Here is a 15319-nt window from a genome sequence, read left to right as displayed (position 1 = left end):
TACTTTTTCTTAGTATGCTTTTGTGTAACCTAACATGTGCTTGCTCCAGTAAGAGTTACTTACAGAACTAATACGTACACCAGTTGCATCAGTTTCTGCACTAATGAACTGACCGTTTCCTAAGTAAACGCCCATGTGAGAAGGACCTGATTTATAAGTATTTTGGAAGTATACTAAATCACCTGGTTGTGGATTGCTAGTTTTTGTTTTAGAGCTCCAGTATCCAGCAACTGTTTGACGAGCGCCTTTATGACCAGTTTGATTTAATACGTAGTGAATGAATCCACTGCAGTCAAAACCAGCAGGTGTTGTACCAGCAGTTCTGTATGGTGAACCATTTAAAGATCTAGCGAATCCAGCAATTGAAGATGTATCTCCACCTGTTGTTGGTTTTTGTACGTCTTTACCTGGTTGTTGAACGTTATTTGTAACGTTATTGTTATTTGTAACGTTGTTTACTCCGCCTTTTACAAACTTAACGAAGTCTGCACTTACGTAACCTGTACGGCCGTTATGGTTAATTTTGTACCAACCATTTTCAGCGCCAGTAACGTTTAATACTTTACCTTGTGTTACGCCACCGATTACAGCGTTGTATGTAGCTGGGCCTGTACGTACTTTTAAAGCACCAGTGTTAACAACATACGAACCACCAGTTTGAACTGTAGTAGTATTGTTGTTTGTAGTTGGTTGTTTTGTTTCGTTAGATACAGCAGAACCACCTTTTGTTACGAAGTCTTTGCTTACGTATCCAGTTCCACCATTGAAGTTGATTTTAAACCAATCTTGTACTTCACCAACAACTTGTACTGTTTTACCTTTATTTACAGAACCTAATACTGTATGAGATGTACTTGGGCCTGTACGTACGTTAAGTGAAGAAACGTTTACTGTGTAAGTACCAGTTCCTTGTTGAACAGTAGTCCCTGTTTTACCACCAGTCGTTACGAAGTCACCACTTACATAACCAGTTTGACCGTTTACAGTTACTTTGAACCAACCGTTTTCTTGTCCAATTACTTGTAGTACTTGACCTGATTTCACTTTAGAAATCACGTTATGTCCTGTACCAGCACCTGAACGAACATTTAATACATCAGCAGTTACTGTGTATTTTAAGTCAGATTTTGTTTCTACAGTTTTTGTTTCAGTTACAGTCGTTTGATTTTGAGTTTGATTTTGTCCATTAATTTCTTTTAGCGCCTCGTTTGAAACTTGTGCCTGAGCAGAATCCATACCTGGAACTGCAACACCCACTACTGAAGCTGCTGCTAAACCTGCAATTACTTTTTTCATAAGTTGTCTTTACTTCCTTTCCCTACTATCCTCTTAAAAAAACTTATAAACTTAATACATTACAATATTATCAAAGTAAAATATTCATTAAGTTCCATTTTTTAACAAGAGTTTTATTTTTCACACAGAGTTCATTTTAAACGAATGAAGTGAATTCCGTGTGAACTTCATGTGAACTTTACCATTAAACTCACTGTTTTTGCAATGCTTTTTTCAAATTCCTTATGTATTTCATTGAAAGTTCGACATTTCATTCAATATATTAATATATATTTCCTATCCACTCCGAAAAACTCTATTAATCTAATACAATGCAAAGAATGTACTTCCTAGTAAGGTTCCTTCCATGAAGCATACTCTTATCATGACAAAAAATTCTTTTTTTATCAATAGTATAATATTTTCTGAAAGCTATTTTTGATACTGTCTATCGCTTTTAAAAGTTTTGACGATTTGTAAGATTTAACTTCAAAAATTCTGTTCTAATTTGACGAAAATGTACATTCCACTCACTATTTCCCGCTACACATGGAATTTTCAGGATATTTATATTATCATATGTACAGTGGTGTCTTAATCCATACATATATTATCCACCCTACCCGGAAACCAATCAAACTTTTACAGGTCGGTATTCTCCACGTATCATTGAATTTTGATATGGTAGTCTTATTGCCTGCAAATATTAGGACTGAAGAAGGAGGTATATTTATGAAAAACATAATAGATGATCCTATAAATAAAAATATAGAACTGTACTATGCTTTTTTTCAATTCGCTTCAATTATTACCTTACAAAAAATATCAACTATTGAAACACGTAAAAACGAATTAAAAGATCAGATGAAAAATTCCTATCAAAAAAATCCTTACTATTTATAAAAAGGTGAACAGATTATATTTCTGTTCACCTTTTATCCTGCATTAACTGTCCGTAAAAGCCCGATTGGTGTGGGCTAATAATCAGTGGGGGATTAACAACCCCCCCACTGATTAAAGTTTCACTTTATCGTTCCTACATTATTTATAAATTTTCACACGTTTTTCTAAAGGTTGGTATTCTTTTTCACCTGCAGTTACCACCGGTTTACCAAACGGCATTTGTGCAGTGAGGTTCCAGTTTTCTGGAACTTCCCATTCTTTTCTCACTTCTTCATCAATTAATGGATTGTAATGCTGCAATGTAGCACCAAATCCTTCAATTTCTAAAGCTGTCCAAATTGCAAATTGTAACATCCCTGAGGATTGCTGAGACCAAACGGGAAAATTCTCTTTATATAAGGCAAAGTTTTCTTGCAGTTCTTCCACTACTTGACTATCTTCGAAGTATAGAACCGTTCCATAACCACTTTTAAATGCATTCATTTTTTCTTCAGTAGACGCAAAGTTATTTTCAGGTACAATTTTTCGTAACGTTTCTTTCGTAATATCCCATAACTTATCATGTTGTTCTCCAAGCAAGACGACAACGCGAGCGCTCTGAGAGTTAAAAGCTGAAGGTGTATGTTTTACAGCATGATAAATCACTTCTTGAATTTTCTCATCAGAAACTACTTGCTCTTTACTAATCGCGTAAATAGATCTTCTGTCTTCAATTGCTGAGTAAAAATCTTTTGCCATCATAATTCCCTCCAATTTTCATTTGAGGCTTTTTCATATGTACACATCATGTTCCGCCTCTCGAAACTTATCATTAATAAGTTTCTAACTTTATACTATCAACAAACAATAATAAACTCAAATAATAACACTCACATTTTTTACCTTTTTATTTCCTCATGCTAAAAATAAAAAGGCAATTTATTGTTACCGATAATAAGTAACAACAAATTGCCTTTCTTATATGATGATCCAACTCAATATTTTACTTAATTAACTAAGCCAAATGCATAAGACATTAGCTTATTCGTCTCTGTAAAACGCTTCGTTTTACCTTTCGTTCCCATTACAACAGTAATAATACGAGTATCACCTTGTTTGGCTGTACCCGTAAAACAATACCCCGCGCTATCTGTAAATCCTGTTTTTAATCCGTCTATTCCTTCTATATATAAAGCTTTATTATTTTTATTTAACATATCATTTGTACTTATAACATTAATATTATTAAATGCTAATTGACTTTGACGTAAATGAGTCACTTCTAATATTTCTGGATAATCTTTTATAAGATGATACGCCAAGTTTGCTACATCAGCAGCTGTCATCTTCGTCTCACTTCCATCAGGTTCTTGTAGTCCTGACGCATTTGCAAATTTAGCATACTCCGACATTTTTAACTGCTTTGCTTTTTCATTCATAATCTGAACGAAATCTTTCTCTGTTTTTGCCATATGTTCTGCTAAAGCCACAGCCGCATTATTTGCTGATTCAATCATTAATGCATGGTACAAATCTTTAACAGTTAATGTGTCATTCACTTGAACTGGGATTCTCGCACCCTCTGTTTGTGCCGCTTTCGCACTCATTTTCACCGGATCTTCCCAGCGAACTTTCCGATTGTGTACATTTTCTAATAGAAGATACGCTGTCATCATCTTAGACATACTTGCTGGCGCAAAAGCTTCATTTTCATTATGTTGATAAATAATATCTCCATTACTCGCATCGATAATCATAGCTGCTTTTGCATCAATTTCCGGTGGTATGTATTTTGGTGGCACTACTTTTTCAATTAATCCTGTTTTAGGTAATTCTGCCACCTGTAAAGGTTGTCCCTCTACATTTGTTGCACTCTTTTGAGTTCCTTGGAATAAGAACCAACATATCCCTAAAATAATGACTACTAGGATCGTCAGCCTTCCCCATTTTAACCGCTTCATTTCAAAACTCCTTTAGCAAACCATTTATACACTCCATTTAACCATAACAACAATTACTTTATATCGTCAAGGCAAAAAGCATATTTATTCATCCCATACATTTATGTTACACTTAAAATACCGAAATATAAGAATATTCAATGTTTCATTATCGTAATTTAACTATTTAATAGAAAGGATTCTTACGATGCTACTTCCAAAAACATTAAAACACGGAGACACAATCGGCATTTATTCGCCCTCTTCACCAGCAACCTACACTTCTCCAAAAAGATTTGAACGAGCGAAATCCTACTTACAACAGAAAGGATTTCACATATTAGAAGGTTCACTAACAGGTCGATATGATTACTATCGTTCTGGCAGTATACAAGAGCGTGCTGAGGAACTGAATGCCTTAATAAGAAATCCTAATGTATCTTGTATTATGTCAACAATTGGTGGTATGAATTCTAATTCATTATTACCTTATATTGATTATGATGCTTTTCAAAATAACCCTAAAATAATGATTGGTTATTCAGATGCAACAGCTTTATTATTAGGAATTTATGCAAAAACAGGAATCCCTACATTTTACGGTCCAGCACTCATTCCCTCCTTTGGAGAGTTTAATCCTTTTGTAGATTATACATACAACTATTTTGCAGAAACATTATTAAATGATCAATCACTTCCTTACAACATAAAACAACCTTTATTTTGGTCAGATGAATTTATTAACTGGGAAGAGAAGACGAAAGAAAAAGAGCTTAGACCTAATAGTTGGATTTCTGTAACAAACGGACAAGCTACTGGACGTATTATTGGTGGTAACTTAAATACAATGCAAGGAATTTGGGGTAGCTCTTATATGCCGAGCATTCAAGAAGGCGACATTCTATTTATTGAGGATAGCTCAAAAGATGCAGCTACTATTGAAAGAAGCTTTTCATCACTTAAAATTAACGGTTTATTTGATAAAGTTTCAGGTATTATTCTGGGAAAACATGAGCAATTTGATGATTGTGGTACAAATCGCAAACCTTACGAAATATTATTAGAAGTACTGCAAAATCAAAGAATCCCTTTACTAGCTGACTTTGATTGTTGTCATACCCATCCGATGATCACTATGCCGATAGGAGTTCAAGTGAACATGGATGCAACCAATAAAACAATACATATTTTAGAAAAATGGAAGATATAAAAAATACTTATATTATAAGAAGAAAATATTATAAACTTTTCCATTAGAAAACATAAAAAGCTCCGTTCATCACAAACGGAGCTTTTTATTATTGTCCTAAATTTTGAACCTTCTCTTTCAAATCACGAACTTGATCTATCGTCTGCATAAGCTCAGAGTTTTTAAATTGCTCTACATCCACTTTTCCTTCTTCTATCTTTGTCATCGCCGTATCAATTAATGTATTTAATTTTTCGTTATATCCGACGATTTGCTGATGAAGATCCTTTGCTACATCAGGTGGCGTTAATTCATTGAACGCGGGTATATCTTGTTTAATTTCACTAAGCTTCGTTTCTAATTCTTTTCGAGCTTCGCTATCATTCACAGCCTTTTCAGCTAATGCTGGTGCATCATTTGCAAATGCACTTATTTCATTTACATAGTCTGTCGCTTTTTGTGCATAATCTATGGAGCTCTTTCCTTGCTCTACTAGTGAACATCCCATTAAACCAATCGAAACTATAAATACTATTAAAATTGATTTGATTTTCATTTTAGACTCCCTTCGTCTTTATAATTGTCTGCAATTTTCTCTATCATAACTTCTAGCCAAATTGCCAATACCCTTTTTCAAATGACTATCTAGACTCTTACATGTCCTATAATCGTTACAACATCTACTTCTATATGCACGCTAATAATATCTTCAATAATATCCATATATCCTTGTCCGATAGCTGTTCCATAGTGTAATGTAAGCCCCTTCTTTTCATACACTGACTTTGGCACCGAAAAAATAAATCTCCTCAAGTTTCTTTCATCGGCTGGTTCCATAATTAAAACAATCCCATCCTCTTCAAACATATAATCACGCCTTCCAACAATCCTTTCACTATGGCTCAGTATTGCCTTAAATAGATAGATTTTAAACACGATTTCTAGTGAAACAATTCGTATTACAAAAAAACACAAACCTTGAACTCTCAAGAATTTGTGTTTTTCATTGCGGATTTATATTCCTTTATCAAGTTCATAAAGTTTACGATACTTCTCGTTTTCTTTCAGAAGTTGTTCATGACTACCTTGCATCACAATTTGACCACGATCTAGGAATATTACTTCATCAACATGCTCAATTCCTACAAGATGGTGTGTAATCCAAATAACTGTCTTTTCTTCCGTTGCAGAAAACATTGTTTCTATTAAAGATAATTCTGTCTTTGGATCTAAGCCGATTGTAGGCTCATCCAGTACAATGATTGGGGCTTCTTGCATTAGCGTTCTCGCAAAAGCAACCCTTTGTCTTTCCCCACCAGAAAACCTTTTTCCCATTTCATGCATTTTTGTTTGTAATCCATCTGGAAGAGAAGCAATATGCGAAGCTAATTGTGCTTTCTCTAAAGCTTTCCATATTTCTTCATCCGTAGCCTCTGATTTACCAATTCGCACATTATTTCCAATTGGCGTATCGAATAAATGCGGTTTTTGATTCAATACAGAAATATATTTCGATAAAAGATTCGTATGAGCATGTTCACTATTCAATAAAACTTCACCATGTAACGGGCTTAGTGCACCTGTTAACAATTTTAACAAAGTAGATTTTCCTGTTCCGCTTCTTCCTAAAATGGCGATTTTCTTTCCTGCCTTTATTTGCAGTGATATTTCTTTCAATACAAATTCATTACTATCTGGGTAACTATATGATACATTATTTAATTCAATGTCTATATGTTTTGATGCAACATAACCTTTATCCCCGCGTAAGTCCTCTTCATCCTGTAAAACGGCATTACCTTCTACTTGATTTAGACGATGAGCAGATTCTACATATGATGGAATTCGATCGATAGCATCTGAAAGAGGAATAAGCGCGTTTGTGACTGATAACGTCATTAAGACGAAAGCCGCAATAACGGTAGGTGCAATCTGTTCACTTGCCGCCTCATTTCCAGTCCATATGATCATTGAAATAATTACAATCCCCACTACTAATTGAATGATACTGTCCCGAATATGATTCCAGCGTTTCATTCTTTTTTCCGTTTTTAACAACTGATTATTTTGCTCTACATACTTATTAATGAATTCATCTTTTCTACCACTTGCTTGCCAATCTGATAATCCAAAAACAGCGTCTGTTAATTGTTGATATAAACGGCTTCTTCCTTGTTTTAAAGTAACATGATGTCGCTTCATTAAAAGTAATGATACAAATGGAAGCAGAAAGACGATAATCGCTAGCATACACCCTGCAATAAGTGCAAACACTACGTCAAATGCACCGATAACAAGTACGAATATGCTATATACAACTAATGCTAATATGCTAGGAAATATTGTACGTAAATATAGGTTTTGCAAATGCTCTATATCTTCGGATAATACACCTAACATATCGCCCGTTTGAAATCGTGAACGGAAAAATAACGCCTGTGGTTCTACTATTCTATATAGTTTCGTTCTCATCTTTTCTAAAATACGTAGTACGACATCGTGTCCAACTAAACGCTCTAAATAATGAAATACTGCTTGTCCTATACTAAACGCACGTGTTGCAACGATAGGAACATATACAGCCATTACATTTTCTGGTCTAAGTGCAGATTTAGAGATTAAATAACCTGATATGAAAAGTAACATCGCACCTGAACTAACTCCAAGAAGACCAAGGAAAATAGTTAAAGTCATTCTACCTTTATTTTGCTGTATATAAGGTTTAATCCAGTTACTCATCTCTATCCCCTCTCTTTCCTGTGAAAATGTAATGCCTCATTCTTTAAAAGTTCTTCATACGTTCCACTTTCTATCATTTCCCCTTTATTTAAAATAAGAATATGATCCATCTGTTTCATCCAGTGAAGACGATGTGTTGCAAGAAATACTAACTTACCTTCAAACAGTCGTAGCATCGATTGCTTTATTTCAAATTCAGTTTCTATATCAAGATGTGCCGTAGGCTCGTCTAATAAAATAATTGGCTTTTTACTTAAAAGGGCACGTGCCATAGCGACACGTTGTTCTTGTCCGCCACTAAGCATACGTCCACCTTCGCCAATTCTTTCGTACATTCCATTCGGAAGTGATGCAACGAGTGAACGAAGACCAACTTCATTAATAACTCTCTCCACTTCTTCATCAGTTGTATCTGTTTCATAGAAACAAATGTTATCTTTTAATGAAAGCGGGAAAAGATAAGGTTGCTGCGGAATATAAGCAATATTCTTTTGCCACTCTTCACGAGTAGACCCGTCAATTTCCACACCATTTACTATCATCTTTCCACCCGAAGGAGTTAAAAAACCGGCTAATACGTCGATTAACGTCGATTTCCCTGCCCCACTTTCACCAATTACACCTATAGCGCCGGTGCCTCTCCAAGTAAAATCAATTCCCTCTAATATAGCTTTTTCAGATTCATCATTCTTTACTTTTACATCTTGTAATTTCAAGTTACTAGAGGAATTCCATTTTATATCTACATTAGATTCTTTCTTTCCTATTTCTTTTTGTTGCTGTAATATCTCTTCCATTTGCTCCATCGCAAGTTGTCCATCTAATGTAGCATGATAATTTGCACCAACTTGTTTAATTGGCAGAAAATATTCCGGAGCTAAAATTAAAATTGTAAGGGCTGGCAATAGTACAATCGTCCCATCTATTAAACGTATCCCTAATCCGACCGCCACAAATGCGATTGATAAACTCGTAAAGAAATCTAATGCAAAAGAAGAAAGAAAAGCAACTCGCAAAGTACGCATCGTTGCTTTTCTATATCTTTTACTTACTTTTTCAATCTTTCCTTCGTGCTGTTTACTTTTACCTAAATACTTTAATGTTTCTAATCCTTTTAACGTATCTACAAAATGATTAGAAAGTACACGATACGACTCATACTGACTATCCGCCATTTTCTGTGCCGCTAACCCTAGTAGGATCATAAATATAATTACGATAGGAATCGTTACAACTAAAATGATTCCAGACTCAATATCTAGCGTAAAAACATATAGTACAATTAGTCCCGGTACGATACTACTTCTAATCATTTTAGGAATTGTTAATTCAATATATGTTTTAAATTTCTCAATACCTTCTATCGATAAGGTAACCAGATGACCTGTTCCAGCAGTTTGAACATATCGCGGACCTAATGTGAAATATGACTCTATTAATTGTTTTCTAAGTAGCGAACCTGTTTTTTCAGCGAAACGTTCCACTAATATTTGTGATATGCGTACTAGCGTGTGACGTACTGCAAACATGATTCCAAAATAAACCGTTTCATTTAACACAGATTGTACTGTTTCTCCTTGAAATAAAAACGTAATAGCCCGTGCTAAAAACACCGTTTGTGTAATAATGCTAATAGCTTCTAAAATGCTAATGATCGTTAACACTACATATAAAACTCGGCTACCAGGATACGACGGAAGTCCTCTTTTTCTTTTCATTAGTACTCCAAATCTTTATCTGACTTAACAGGTTGTCTAAACACATAGAAACTCCATATTTGACTTCCCAAAACAAATGGCAATATAGCAATTGAAAAATACGTCATCAGTTTTAGTGCATAATCTCCCGATGCTGCATTATAAATTGTTAAATCGTATATTGACCCTAACGAGCTAATTAAGACACGTGGGAACATGCCGGCAAACACACTCGAACTTAGTAAAACGATTGTTAAACTCGTCATAACGAAAGCCCAACCATCTCTTCTTCTTTTATTTAATAATGTTGACGCACATAATGCTACAAAAGCTCCGATTGGAACCATAATCCACTCTGTACCATGACCAGTGAATATATCCGTTTTCCATAACCCTACACCGGCAAAAATAAGAAGTGCTATAATTGCAAGCGGTGCAATTTTCAACGCAGCAATACGTGCACGTTCTCTTAACTTACCAGTTGTACGTATAGTAAGGAATTGCAAGCCGTGAACAATACATAGCAGAAGGAACATAACTCCTCCAAGTAATGCAAATGGATGTAGTAATTGTAAGAATCCACCTACAGCATTTTTCGTCTCATCAATTGGAATACCTACCATAAAGTTAGCAATGGCAACTCCCCAAAGGATAGGCGGTAGTAAACTTCCTAAAAACATACCCCAATCCCAAAAACCTTTCCATTTATGATTATCTATTTTCGCACGGAATTTAAAGGAAACGCCTCTAATAATTAAAGCGAGAAGCATAAATACAAACGGAATGTAAAACCCGCTAAATAAAGTTGCATACCAGTGCGGGAATGCTGCGAACATAGCTCCACCTGCACAAACAAGCCATACTTCATTCGCGTGCCAAAATGGACCAATTGTATTTAAGTAAATTCTTTTCTCTAAATCGTTTTCCCCTAAAAACCTTGAAACTATACCTACACCAAAATCGAAACCTTCAAGTACAAAGAAGCCTACGAATAAAACTGCAATAATGATAAACCACAACTCATTAAGAGATAACATACTCATCCTCCTTATCAAATGGATCATGGCTTTGAGAATCCTGTTTTGCTTTCTTATTCTCATGTCCTTTAATGACACGAATGAATAAGTAAACAGTAATTCCTCCTATAATTAAATATAGTGATGTGAATGAAACTAAAGAGAATAATACTTCTCCGAACGTAACATTTGGAGATACAGCATCTTCCGTTTTCATAACACCGAAAACTACCCAAGGCTGACGTCCCATTTCAGTCATAATCCACCCTACTGTATTACCGATAAACGGTAGTGCAATTGCATACACCATTAATTTTAAATACCAATTTTTTTCAGCTAATCGATCTTTTCTTGATAAGAACCATCCGTACGCTCCTAGAAGAAGCATAAATGTTCCACTCATTACCATCGCTCTAAAACTCCAGAACATAGTGTGTACTGGCGGTATATAATCTCCAGGCCCATATTTTTCTTCATATTGTTTTTGAATTTGATTCATGCCTTCTACTTGACCACTAAATTTATCAAATGACAATAGACTTAGCATATAAGGGATTTGAATTTCAAACGAGTTTTCTTGCTTCTCTGCATCAATTTTCGCAAATACTGTAAATGGCGCTGGATCTTCACTCGTATTCCATAACGCTTCAGCTGCTGCCATTTTCATTGGGTGTGTCTTAATTAATTGTTGTGCTTGCGCATGACCGAAGAATAATACTAGCGCAGTTGTAAGTGTTCCAACAATGATAGAAATGCGGAACGATTTTTTAAACACTTCAGTTTCTTGAGCTTTCGTTATTTTCCATGCACTCACACCTGCAATAAAGAATGCACCAGTTGCAATCGCCGCTGTAATTGTATGCGGGAATTGTACCCATAATTGTGGGTTTTGAATAATCGCTAAGAAATCATTCATTTGTGCACGTCCATCTGCTGCCATTTCATATCCTACTGGCGATTGCATAAATGCACTTGCAGTTAAAATCCAAAATGCTGATAACATTGTTCCAATTGAAAGGAGCCAAATACATAAAAGGTGAATGCGCTTCGGTAATTTGTCCTCACCGAATACCCATAAACCTAAGAATGTAGACTCAATGAAAAATGCTAATAAACCTTCAATCGCAAGCGATGGACCAAACACATCACCTACGAAACGTGAATATGTTGACCAGTTCATACCAAACTGGAATTCTTGTAGAATACCAGTTACTACACCTACCGCAAAGTTAACAAGGAATATTTGTGTCCAAAACTTCGTCATCTTCTTATAAATTTCTTGTCCCTTTACCACATATAACGTTTGCATTAACGCAATGATAAAAGCTAAACCAATAGACAGCGGAACAAAAAAGTAATGGAAAATCGTTGTTGATGCGAATTGTATTCGTGCCAATTCGAGCGTTTCCATACTACAATCACTTCCTTCATAATTTTTTATATCGTAATTTCGATTGAGTTGTATGAATAAAACAACTCAAATCTTAGAAATATAGAAAGATAAATTTGTTTATGTACTTTTAGAAAATATAAATTTTCAGTTTTTAAGATAATTACAAAAGAACTTTCTCATAAAATTTACCTTTTCACTATTTCAGTAGTGTTTTATCCGTTAATCGAATTGTATAATATACCTGCATAGTAAATTCAACTGATTTTTGACGTATTATTGACATCATTTTGTCTGAAATATGTCTTTTGTAATTTTTTTGAATTAGATTTTTCTCATTACTAAAATGTATTTTTTTAATATAAGACTTACTTTCATATCAATAAAATAATCGTTTCCCTATTCATACACTTGACTTTCACGCGAAAAAATGTCCTCTTAATCAACGAAGAAATCAGTCCGTTTTTTGTCAAGAGAAAAATGTATTTTTAAAATTCAAACACAAAATATTGTTATTCAAAAATAGAAAATACCCTCCCTCTTTCTAGACTAAAAATTCATTTTTTTGTCATTTTTCCAAACTGAATTCATACATAAAAAAATACCGAGAATCGATTAGACTCTCGGTATTTTTCACATTATTTTGCTGTATGTTTTCTAACAGCCGGTAAAATTTCAGTAGCAATTAATTCAATATTTTTCTCAATTTTATTAAGTGGTACACCACCAAAATCAATTTGTGCCATAAAACGTTGTTGTCCAAACAATTCATATTGGTAAAGCATTTTTTCAATAATTTGTTGCGGACTACCAACCATTAATGCGTCGCGGTAATCTACTGCATTTGTAAATTGTTGCTTCGGATACCCACCACCGCGCAGTGTAAGCATACCAGCATTAATATGAGGATAGTATTCATTAAATGCATCTTGTGAATTTTTTGCTGTATAAAATAAACTCGTTGTTGCAACTGGCAAACTTGCTGGCTCAAATCCACTTTGCGCCGCAGCCTCACGGTAAGCATCTACTGATCCTTTAAAGTTAATAGCTGGACCACCTAGTGTCGTTATCATCATTGGTACGCCCGCACTTCCTGCTTTAATCGCACTAGCTGGCGGGCCACCAACTGCACGCCAAATTGGTAAGTTATTGTTTTTCGCTCTTGGAATAACCGATGCATGTGCAAGCGGCGCTCTGAACTGTCCGTTCCATGTTACATGTTCCTCTTTATTAATTTTTAATAAAAGCTCCATTTTCTCTTCAAATAACTCTTCATAATCATTCACATCATAACCAAGTAAACTATATCCCCCAATACGAGATCCACGACCAGCTACGATTTCTGCACGTCCATTAGAGATTAAGTCAATTGTAGCAAAATCCTCATATACTCGTACTGGATCAGATGTACTTATTATCGTTGCTGAACTTGCAATTTTTATATTTTTCGTAGCTTGTGCAATAGCTCCTAAAATAACTGTATGAGCTTGCGTTGTAAAATGCGTTTGATGACTTTCACCGACAGCAAATACATCAAGTCCAGCTTCATCCGCTAATTTAGCTGTTTCAATTAATTCATGAATTCTTTGTTCAGCACTAATTTTCTCTCCGTTATGCGGATTTAAAACATGATCCCCAATCGAATATAATCCAAACTCCATTCCTTTACTTGTATCCATACGGTATTTTTCCATAGTTTCTCTCTCCTTTAATGAAGTGTTATTCGTTTCACTTTTTAAAACGTTGGTAAGTCACGTGTATATCCCTATTACCTACGCTATCACTTGATTAGTCAATTGATGGCGTAAAAAAAATTACTTATCTGGTAATTCTTTTTTCTCACTATGCTTATGAACTTTCGTCATTAGCTCGTATAATATTTTCTGCTCTTCTTCATTTAATACATCATCAAAAAACGATGATTGAAATGCAAGTTGCTCTGGCAATGCTCTCTCTAAAGCTGCTTCCCCTTGCTCTGTAAGACTAATTGTTTTCGTTTTCCAATCTTGTTTTCGTACTATATATCCTTCTTTTTCAAGACGAGTTAACATTCGAGAAATACCACCTTGTGTAACAGTTACCTTTTCAGCTAACTCCATTTGCGTTAGTGGTTGATACGTACGTATTTGCAAAAGCACATCAAATTGAGCTGTCGTTAAATCAAAACGTTTTAAAAACTCATTTGACATCTGATTACTTTGGTTCGTAAATCGTATTAAACGTAACCATATTAATGACCCTATCGTATTATCACGCATGCTTGATCACTTCCTATCGTGAATCTTACTATCACTTTACCACTCAAGTGATAGTAATGCAAGAAATAATTACATTTTTTTAACTCAACTTACTTGTACTTAACTAAAGGCATCACCCGTGTAGTATTAGGTCTACTTGCCATTCTCTACATCTCCATAAAAAAAGGATTAAGCTCCAACGCCAATCCTTATCATGCATTTATTTTTTGTTTTCAAAACAATATGTTTGAAATCCACATCATCTTCTAATCTATTATTTTCTTTTATCGTACCGTAAATTCATTTGAACATACTGTCTTCATGTAAAACTTTTATAAGTTTGCACAAAAGACCCTTGTTTACACCAATCGGGCTTTTACGGGATAAATCATTTAAGCTCTACCTTTACTTGCTCTTTAGACATAACATCAGGTCTATAAATTAATTCAAGATTAGAATCACCTTTTTTCGCTTCAAATGTTATGGCTCCCGTTAACTTACCGTTTGGATCTACATCTTTAATTTTAAAAATATTTTTATTACTAGTTGAAAATGTATGGTCCACGATACTTCCATCTCCTCTTTCAAGGTAAAAATCTAATGGATTAATTCTAACTTTTTGATTACCAATATTCTCTACTGTAACATGAACAATAACAAACTCATTACCTTTTTCCAGCTTATCATATTCTGCCACTTGTGCTATTTGTACTTTATGGACTGTTAATTTTTGATTTCTAATTTGAGTAGTTTTTTCAACATTATATTCTCTTGTATCTTGATTCTTCTTCGTATTGTCTTTTTTGGCACTACTTTGCTCTTCCTTAGTATTATTTGATACAGTTTTAGCTACTTCTTTCTTCTCATCACATGCCGATAAACTGAAAGCTAACGTCCCTGCTAAAGTGAATGTCGCGATTTTTTTAAACATAAATTCCCTTCCCCCAATGTGAA

Annotated in this window: 14 protein-coding genes; 2 read left to right on the top strand and 12 right to left on the bottom strand. The window is 34.7% G+C overall.

Going from position 1 to position 15319, the window contains the following annotated elements:
* Positions 1-9 precede the first annotated feature (9 nt).
* Positions 10-1296 carry an enterotoxin EntFM gene (gene entFM / locus FS742_RS02180; RefSeq protein ID WP_088029583.1) on the bottom strand — a complete coding sequence of 429 codons (1287 nt, stop codon included), beginning with the start codon at positions 1294-1296 and terminating at the stop codon, positions 10-12.
* A gap of 711 nt (positions 1297-2007) precedes the next feature.
* Here entFM and FS742_RS02175 point away from each other — a divergent pair.
* Positions 2008-2178 (top strand): DNA mismatch repair protein MutT, encoded by a 171-nt coding sequence (locus tag FS742_RS02175; protein ID WP_144611018.1) that lies wholly within the window; start codon positions 2008-2010, stop codon positions 2176-2178.
* 138 nt (positions 2179-2316) lie between these two features.
* Here FS742_RS02175 and FS742_RS02170 read toward each other — a convergent pair whose 3' ends face one another.
* On the bottom strand, positions 2317-2919 hold the full coding sequence (locus FS742_RS02170; RefSeq protein WP_186327133.1) for a nitroreductase family protein: 603 nt from the start codon (positions 2917-2919) through the stop codon (positions 2317-2319).
* Between the two features lie 245 nt (positions 2920-3164).
* Complete coding sequence (locus FS742_RS02165) at positions 3165-4118, bottom strand: D-alanyl-D-alanine carboxypeptidase family protein (RefSeq protein ID WP_144611016.1); 954 nt, start codon at positions 4116-4118, stop codon at positions 3165-3167.
* Positions 4119-4305: 187 nt separating this feature from the next.
* Between FS742_RS02165 and FS742_RS02160 the strand changes: the two genes are divergently transcribed.
* Positions 4306-5307, top strand: coding sequence for a S66 family peptidase (locus FS742_RS02160; protein WP_144611015.1), 1002 nt, complete (start codon positions 4306-4308; stop codon positions 5305-5307).
* Positions 5308-5395: 88 nt separating this feature from the next.
* On the opposite strand, the gene FS742_RS02155 is transcribed toward FS742_RS02160, so the two are convergent.
* The 9 genes from FS742_RS02155 to FS742_RS02115 form a co-directional block, all read right to left on the bottom strand.
* Positions 5396-5842 (bottom strand): DUF6376 family protein, encoded by a 447-nt coding sequence (locus FS742_RS02155; protein ID WP_144611014.1) that lies wholly within the window; start codon positions 5840-5842, stop codon positions 5396-5398.
* Between the two features lie 89 nt (positions 5843-5931).
* Complete coding sequence (locus tag FS742_RS02150) at positions 5932-6153, bottom strand: hypothetical protein (protein WP_144611013.1); 222 nt, start codon at positions 6151-6153, stop codon at positions 5932-5934.
* A gap of 147 nt (positions 6154-6300) precedes the next feature.
* The gene (gene cydC / locus FS742_RS02145) at positions 6301-8025 is read right to left on the bottom strand and encodes a thiol reductant ABC exporter subunit CydC (protein WP_144611012.1); all 1725 of its coding nucleotides are present in this window, start codon (positions 8023-8025) and stop codon (positions 6301-6303) included.
* Positions 8026-8027: 2 nt separating this feature from the next.
* Positions 8028-9743, bottom strand: a complete 1716-nt coding sequence (gene cydD, locus FS742_RS02140; protein WP_144611011.1) for a thiol reductant ABC exporter subunit CydD — start codon at positions 9741-9743, stop codon at positions 8028-8030.
* Complete coding sequence (gene cydB, locus FS742_RS02135) at positions 9743-10759, bottom strand: cytochrome d ubiquinol oxidase subunit II (protein WP_144611010.1); 1017 nt, start codon at positions 10757-10759, stop codon at positions 9743-9745. Before cydB ends, cydD begins: the two co-directional genes overlap by 1 nt.
* Positions 10746-12149, bottom strand: a complete 1404-nt coding sequence (gene cydA, locus FS742_RS02130; RefSeq protein ID WP_144611009.1) for a cytochrome ubiquinol oxidase subunit I — start codon at positions 12147-12149, stop codon at positions 10746-10748. The genes cydB and cydA overlap by 14 nt, the downstream gene beginning before the upstream one ends.
* Positions 12150-12766: 617 nt before the next feature.
* On the bottom strand, positions 12767-13822 hold the full coding sequence (locus tag FS742_RS02125; RefSeq protein ID WP_144611008.1) for an LLM class flavin-dependent oxidoreductase: 1056 nt from the start codon (positions 13820-13822) through the stop codon (positions 12767-12769).
* 120 nt (positions 13823-13942) lie between these two features.
* Complete coding sequence (locus tag FS742_RS02120) at positions 13943-14386, bottom strand: MarR family winged helix-turn-helix transcriptional regulator (RefSeq protein WP_144611007.1); 444 nt, start codon at positions 14384-14386, stop codon at positions 13943-13945.
* Positions 14387-14753: 367 nt separating this feature from the next.
* Positions 14754-15296, bottom strand: a complete 543-nt coding sequence (locus FS742_RS02115) for a DUF4352 domain-containing protein (RefSeq protein WP_144611006.1) — start codon at positions 15294-15296, stop codon at positions 14754-14756.
* Positions 15297-15319 lie beyond the last annotated feature (23 nt).

Origin of the sequence: Bacillus cereus (assembly GCF_007678085.1) — a bacterium.
In the GTDB taxonomy this organism is placed as follows: domain Bacteria; phylum Bacillota; class Bacilli; order Bacillales; family Bacillaceae_G; genus Bacillus_A; species Bacillus_A cereus_BE.
Note: the sequence above shows the minus strand (reverse complement) of the source record. Positions and strands in the feature narration are given on the sequence as shown.

What these genes read in the sequence shown, in the direction of transcription:
- entFM (WP_088029583.1), bottom strand. Translation starts at nt 1,296, where the DNA reads ATGAAAAAAGTAATTGCAGGTTTAGCAGCAGCTTCAGTAGTGGGTGTT.
- FS742_RS02175 (WP_144611018.1), top strand. Translation starts at nt 2,008, where the DNA reads ATGAAAAACATAATAGATGATCCTATAAATAAAAATATAGAACTGTAC.
- FS742_RS02170 (WP_186327133.1), bottom strand. Translation starts at nt 2,919, where the DNA reads ATGATGGCAAAAGATTTTTACTCAGCAATTGAAGACAGAAGATCTATT.
- FS742_RS02165 (WP_144611016.1), bottom strand. Translation starts at nt 4,118, where the DNA reads ATGAAGCGGTTAAAATGGGGAAGGCTGACGATCCTAGTAGTCATTATT.
- FS742_RS02160 (WP_144611015.1), top strand. Translation starts at nt 4,306, where the DNA reads ATGCTACTTCCAAAAACATTAAAACACGGAGACACAATCGGCATTTAT.
- FS742_RS02155 (WP_144611014.1), bottom strand. Translation starts at nt 5,842, where the DNA reads ATGAAAATCAAATCAATTTTAATAGTATTTATAGTTTCGATTGGTTTA.
- FS742_RS02150 (WP_144611013.1), bottom strand. Translation starts at nt 6,153, where the DNA reads ATGTTTGAAGAGGATGGGATTGTTTTAATTATGGAACCAGCCGATGAA.
- cydC (WP_144611012.1), bottom strand. Translation starts at nt 8,025, where the DNA reads ATGAGTAACTGGATTAAACCTTATATACAGCAAAATAAAGGTAGAATG.
- cydD (WP_144611011.1), bottom strand. Translation starts at nt 9,743, where the DNA reads ATGAAAAGAAAAAGAGGACTTCCGTCGTATCCTGGTAGCCGAGTTTTA.
- cydB (WP_144611010.1), bottom strand. Translation starts at nt 10,759, where the DNA reads ATGTTATCTCTTAATGAGTTGTGGTTTATCATTATTGCAGTTTTATTC.
- cydA (WP_144611009.1), bottom strand. Translation starts at nt 12,149, where the DNA reads ATGGAAACGCTCGAATTGGCACGAATACAATTCGCATCAACAACGATT.
- FS742_RS02125 (WP_144611008.1), bottom strand. Translation starts at nt 13,822, where the DNA reads ATGGAAAAATACCGTATGGATACAAGTAAAGGAATGGAGTTTGGATTA.
- FS742_RS02120 (WP_144611007.1), bottom strand. Translation starts at nt 14,386, where the DNA reads ATGCGTGATAATACGATAGGGTCATTAATATGGTTACGTTTAATACGA.
- FS742_RS02115 (WP_144611006.1), bottom strand. Translation starts at nt 15,296, where the DNA reads ATGTTTAAAAAAATCGCGACATTCACTTTAGCAGGGACGTTAGCTTTC.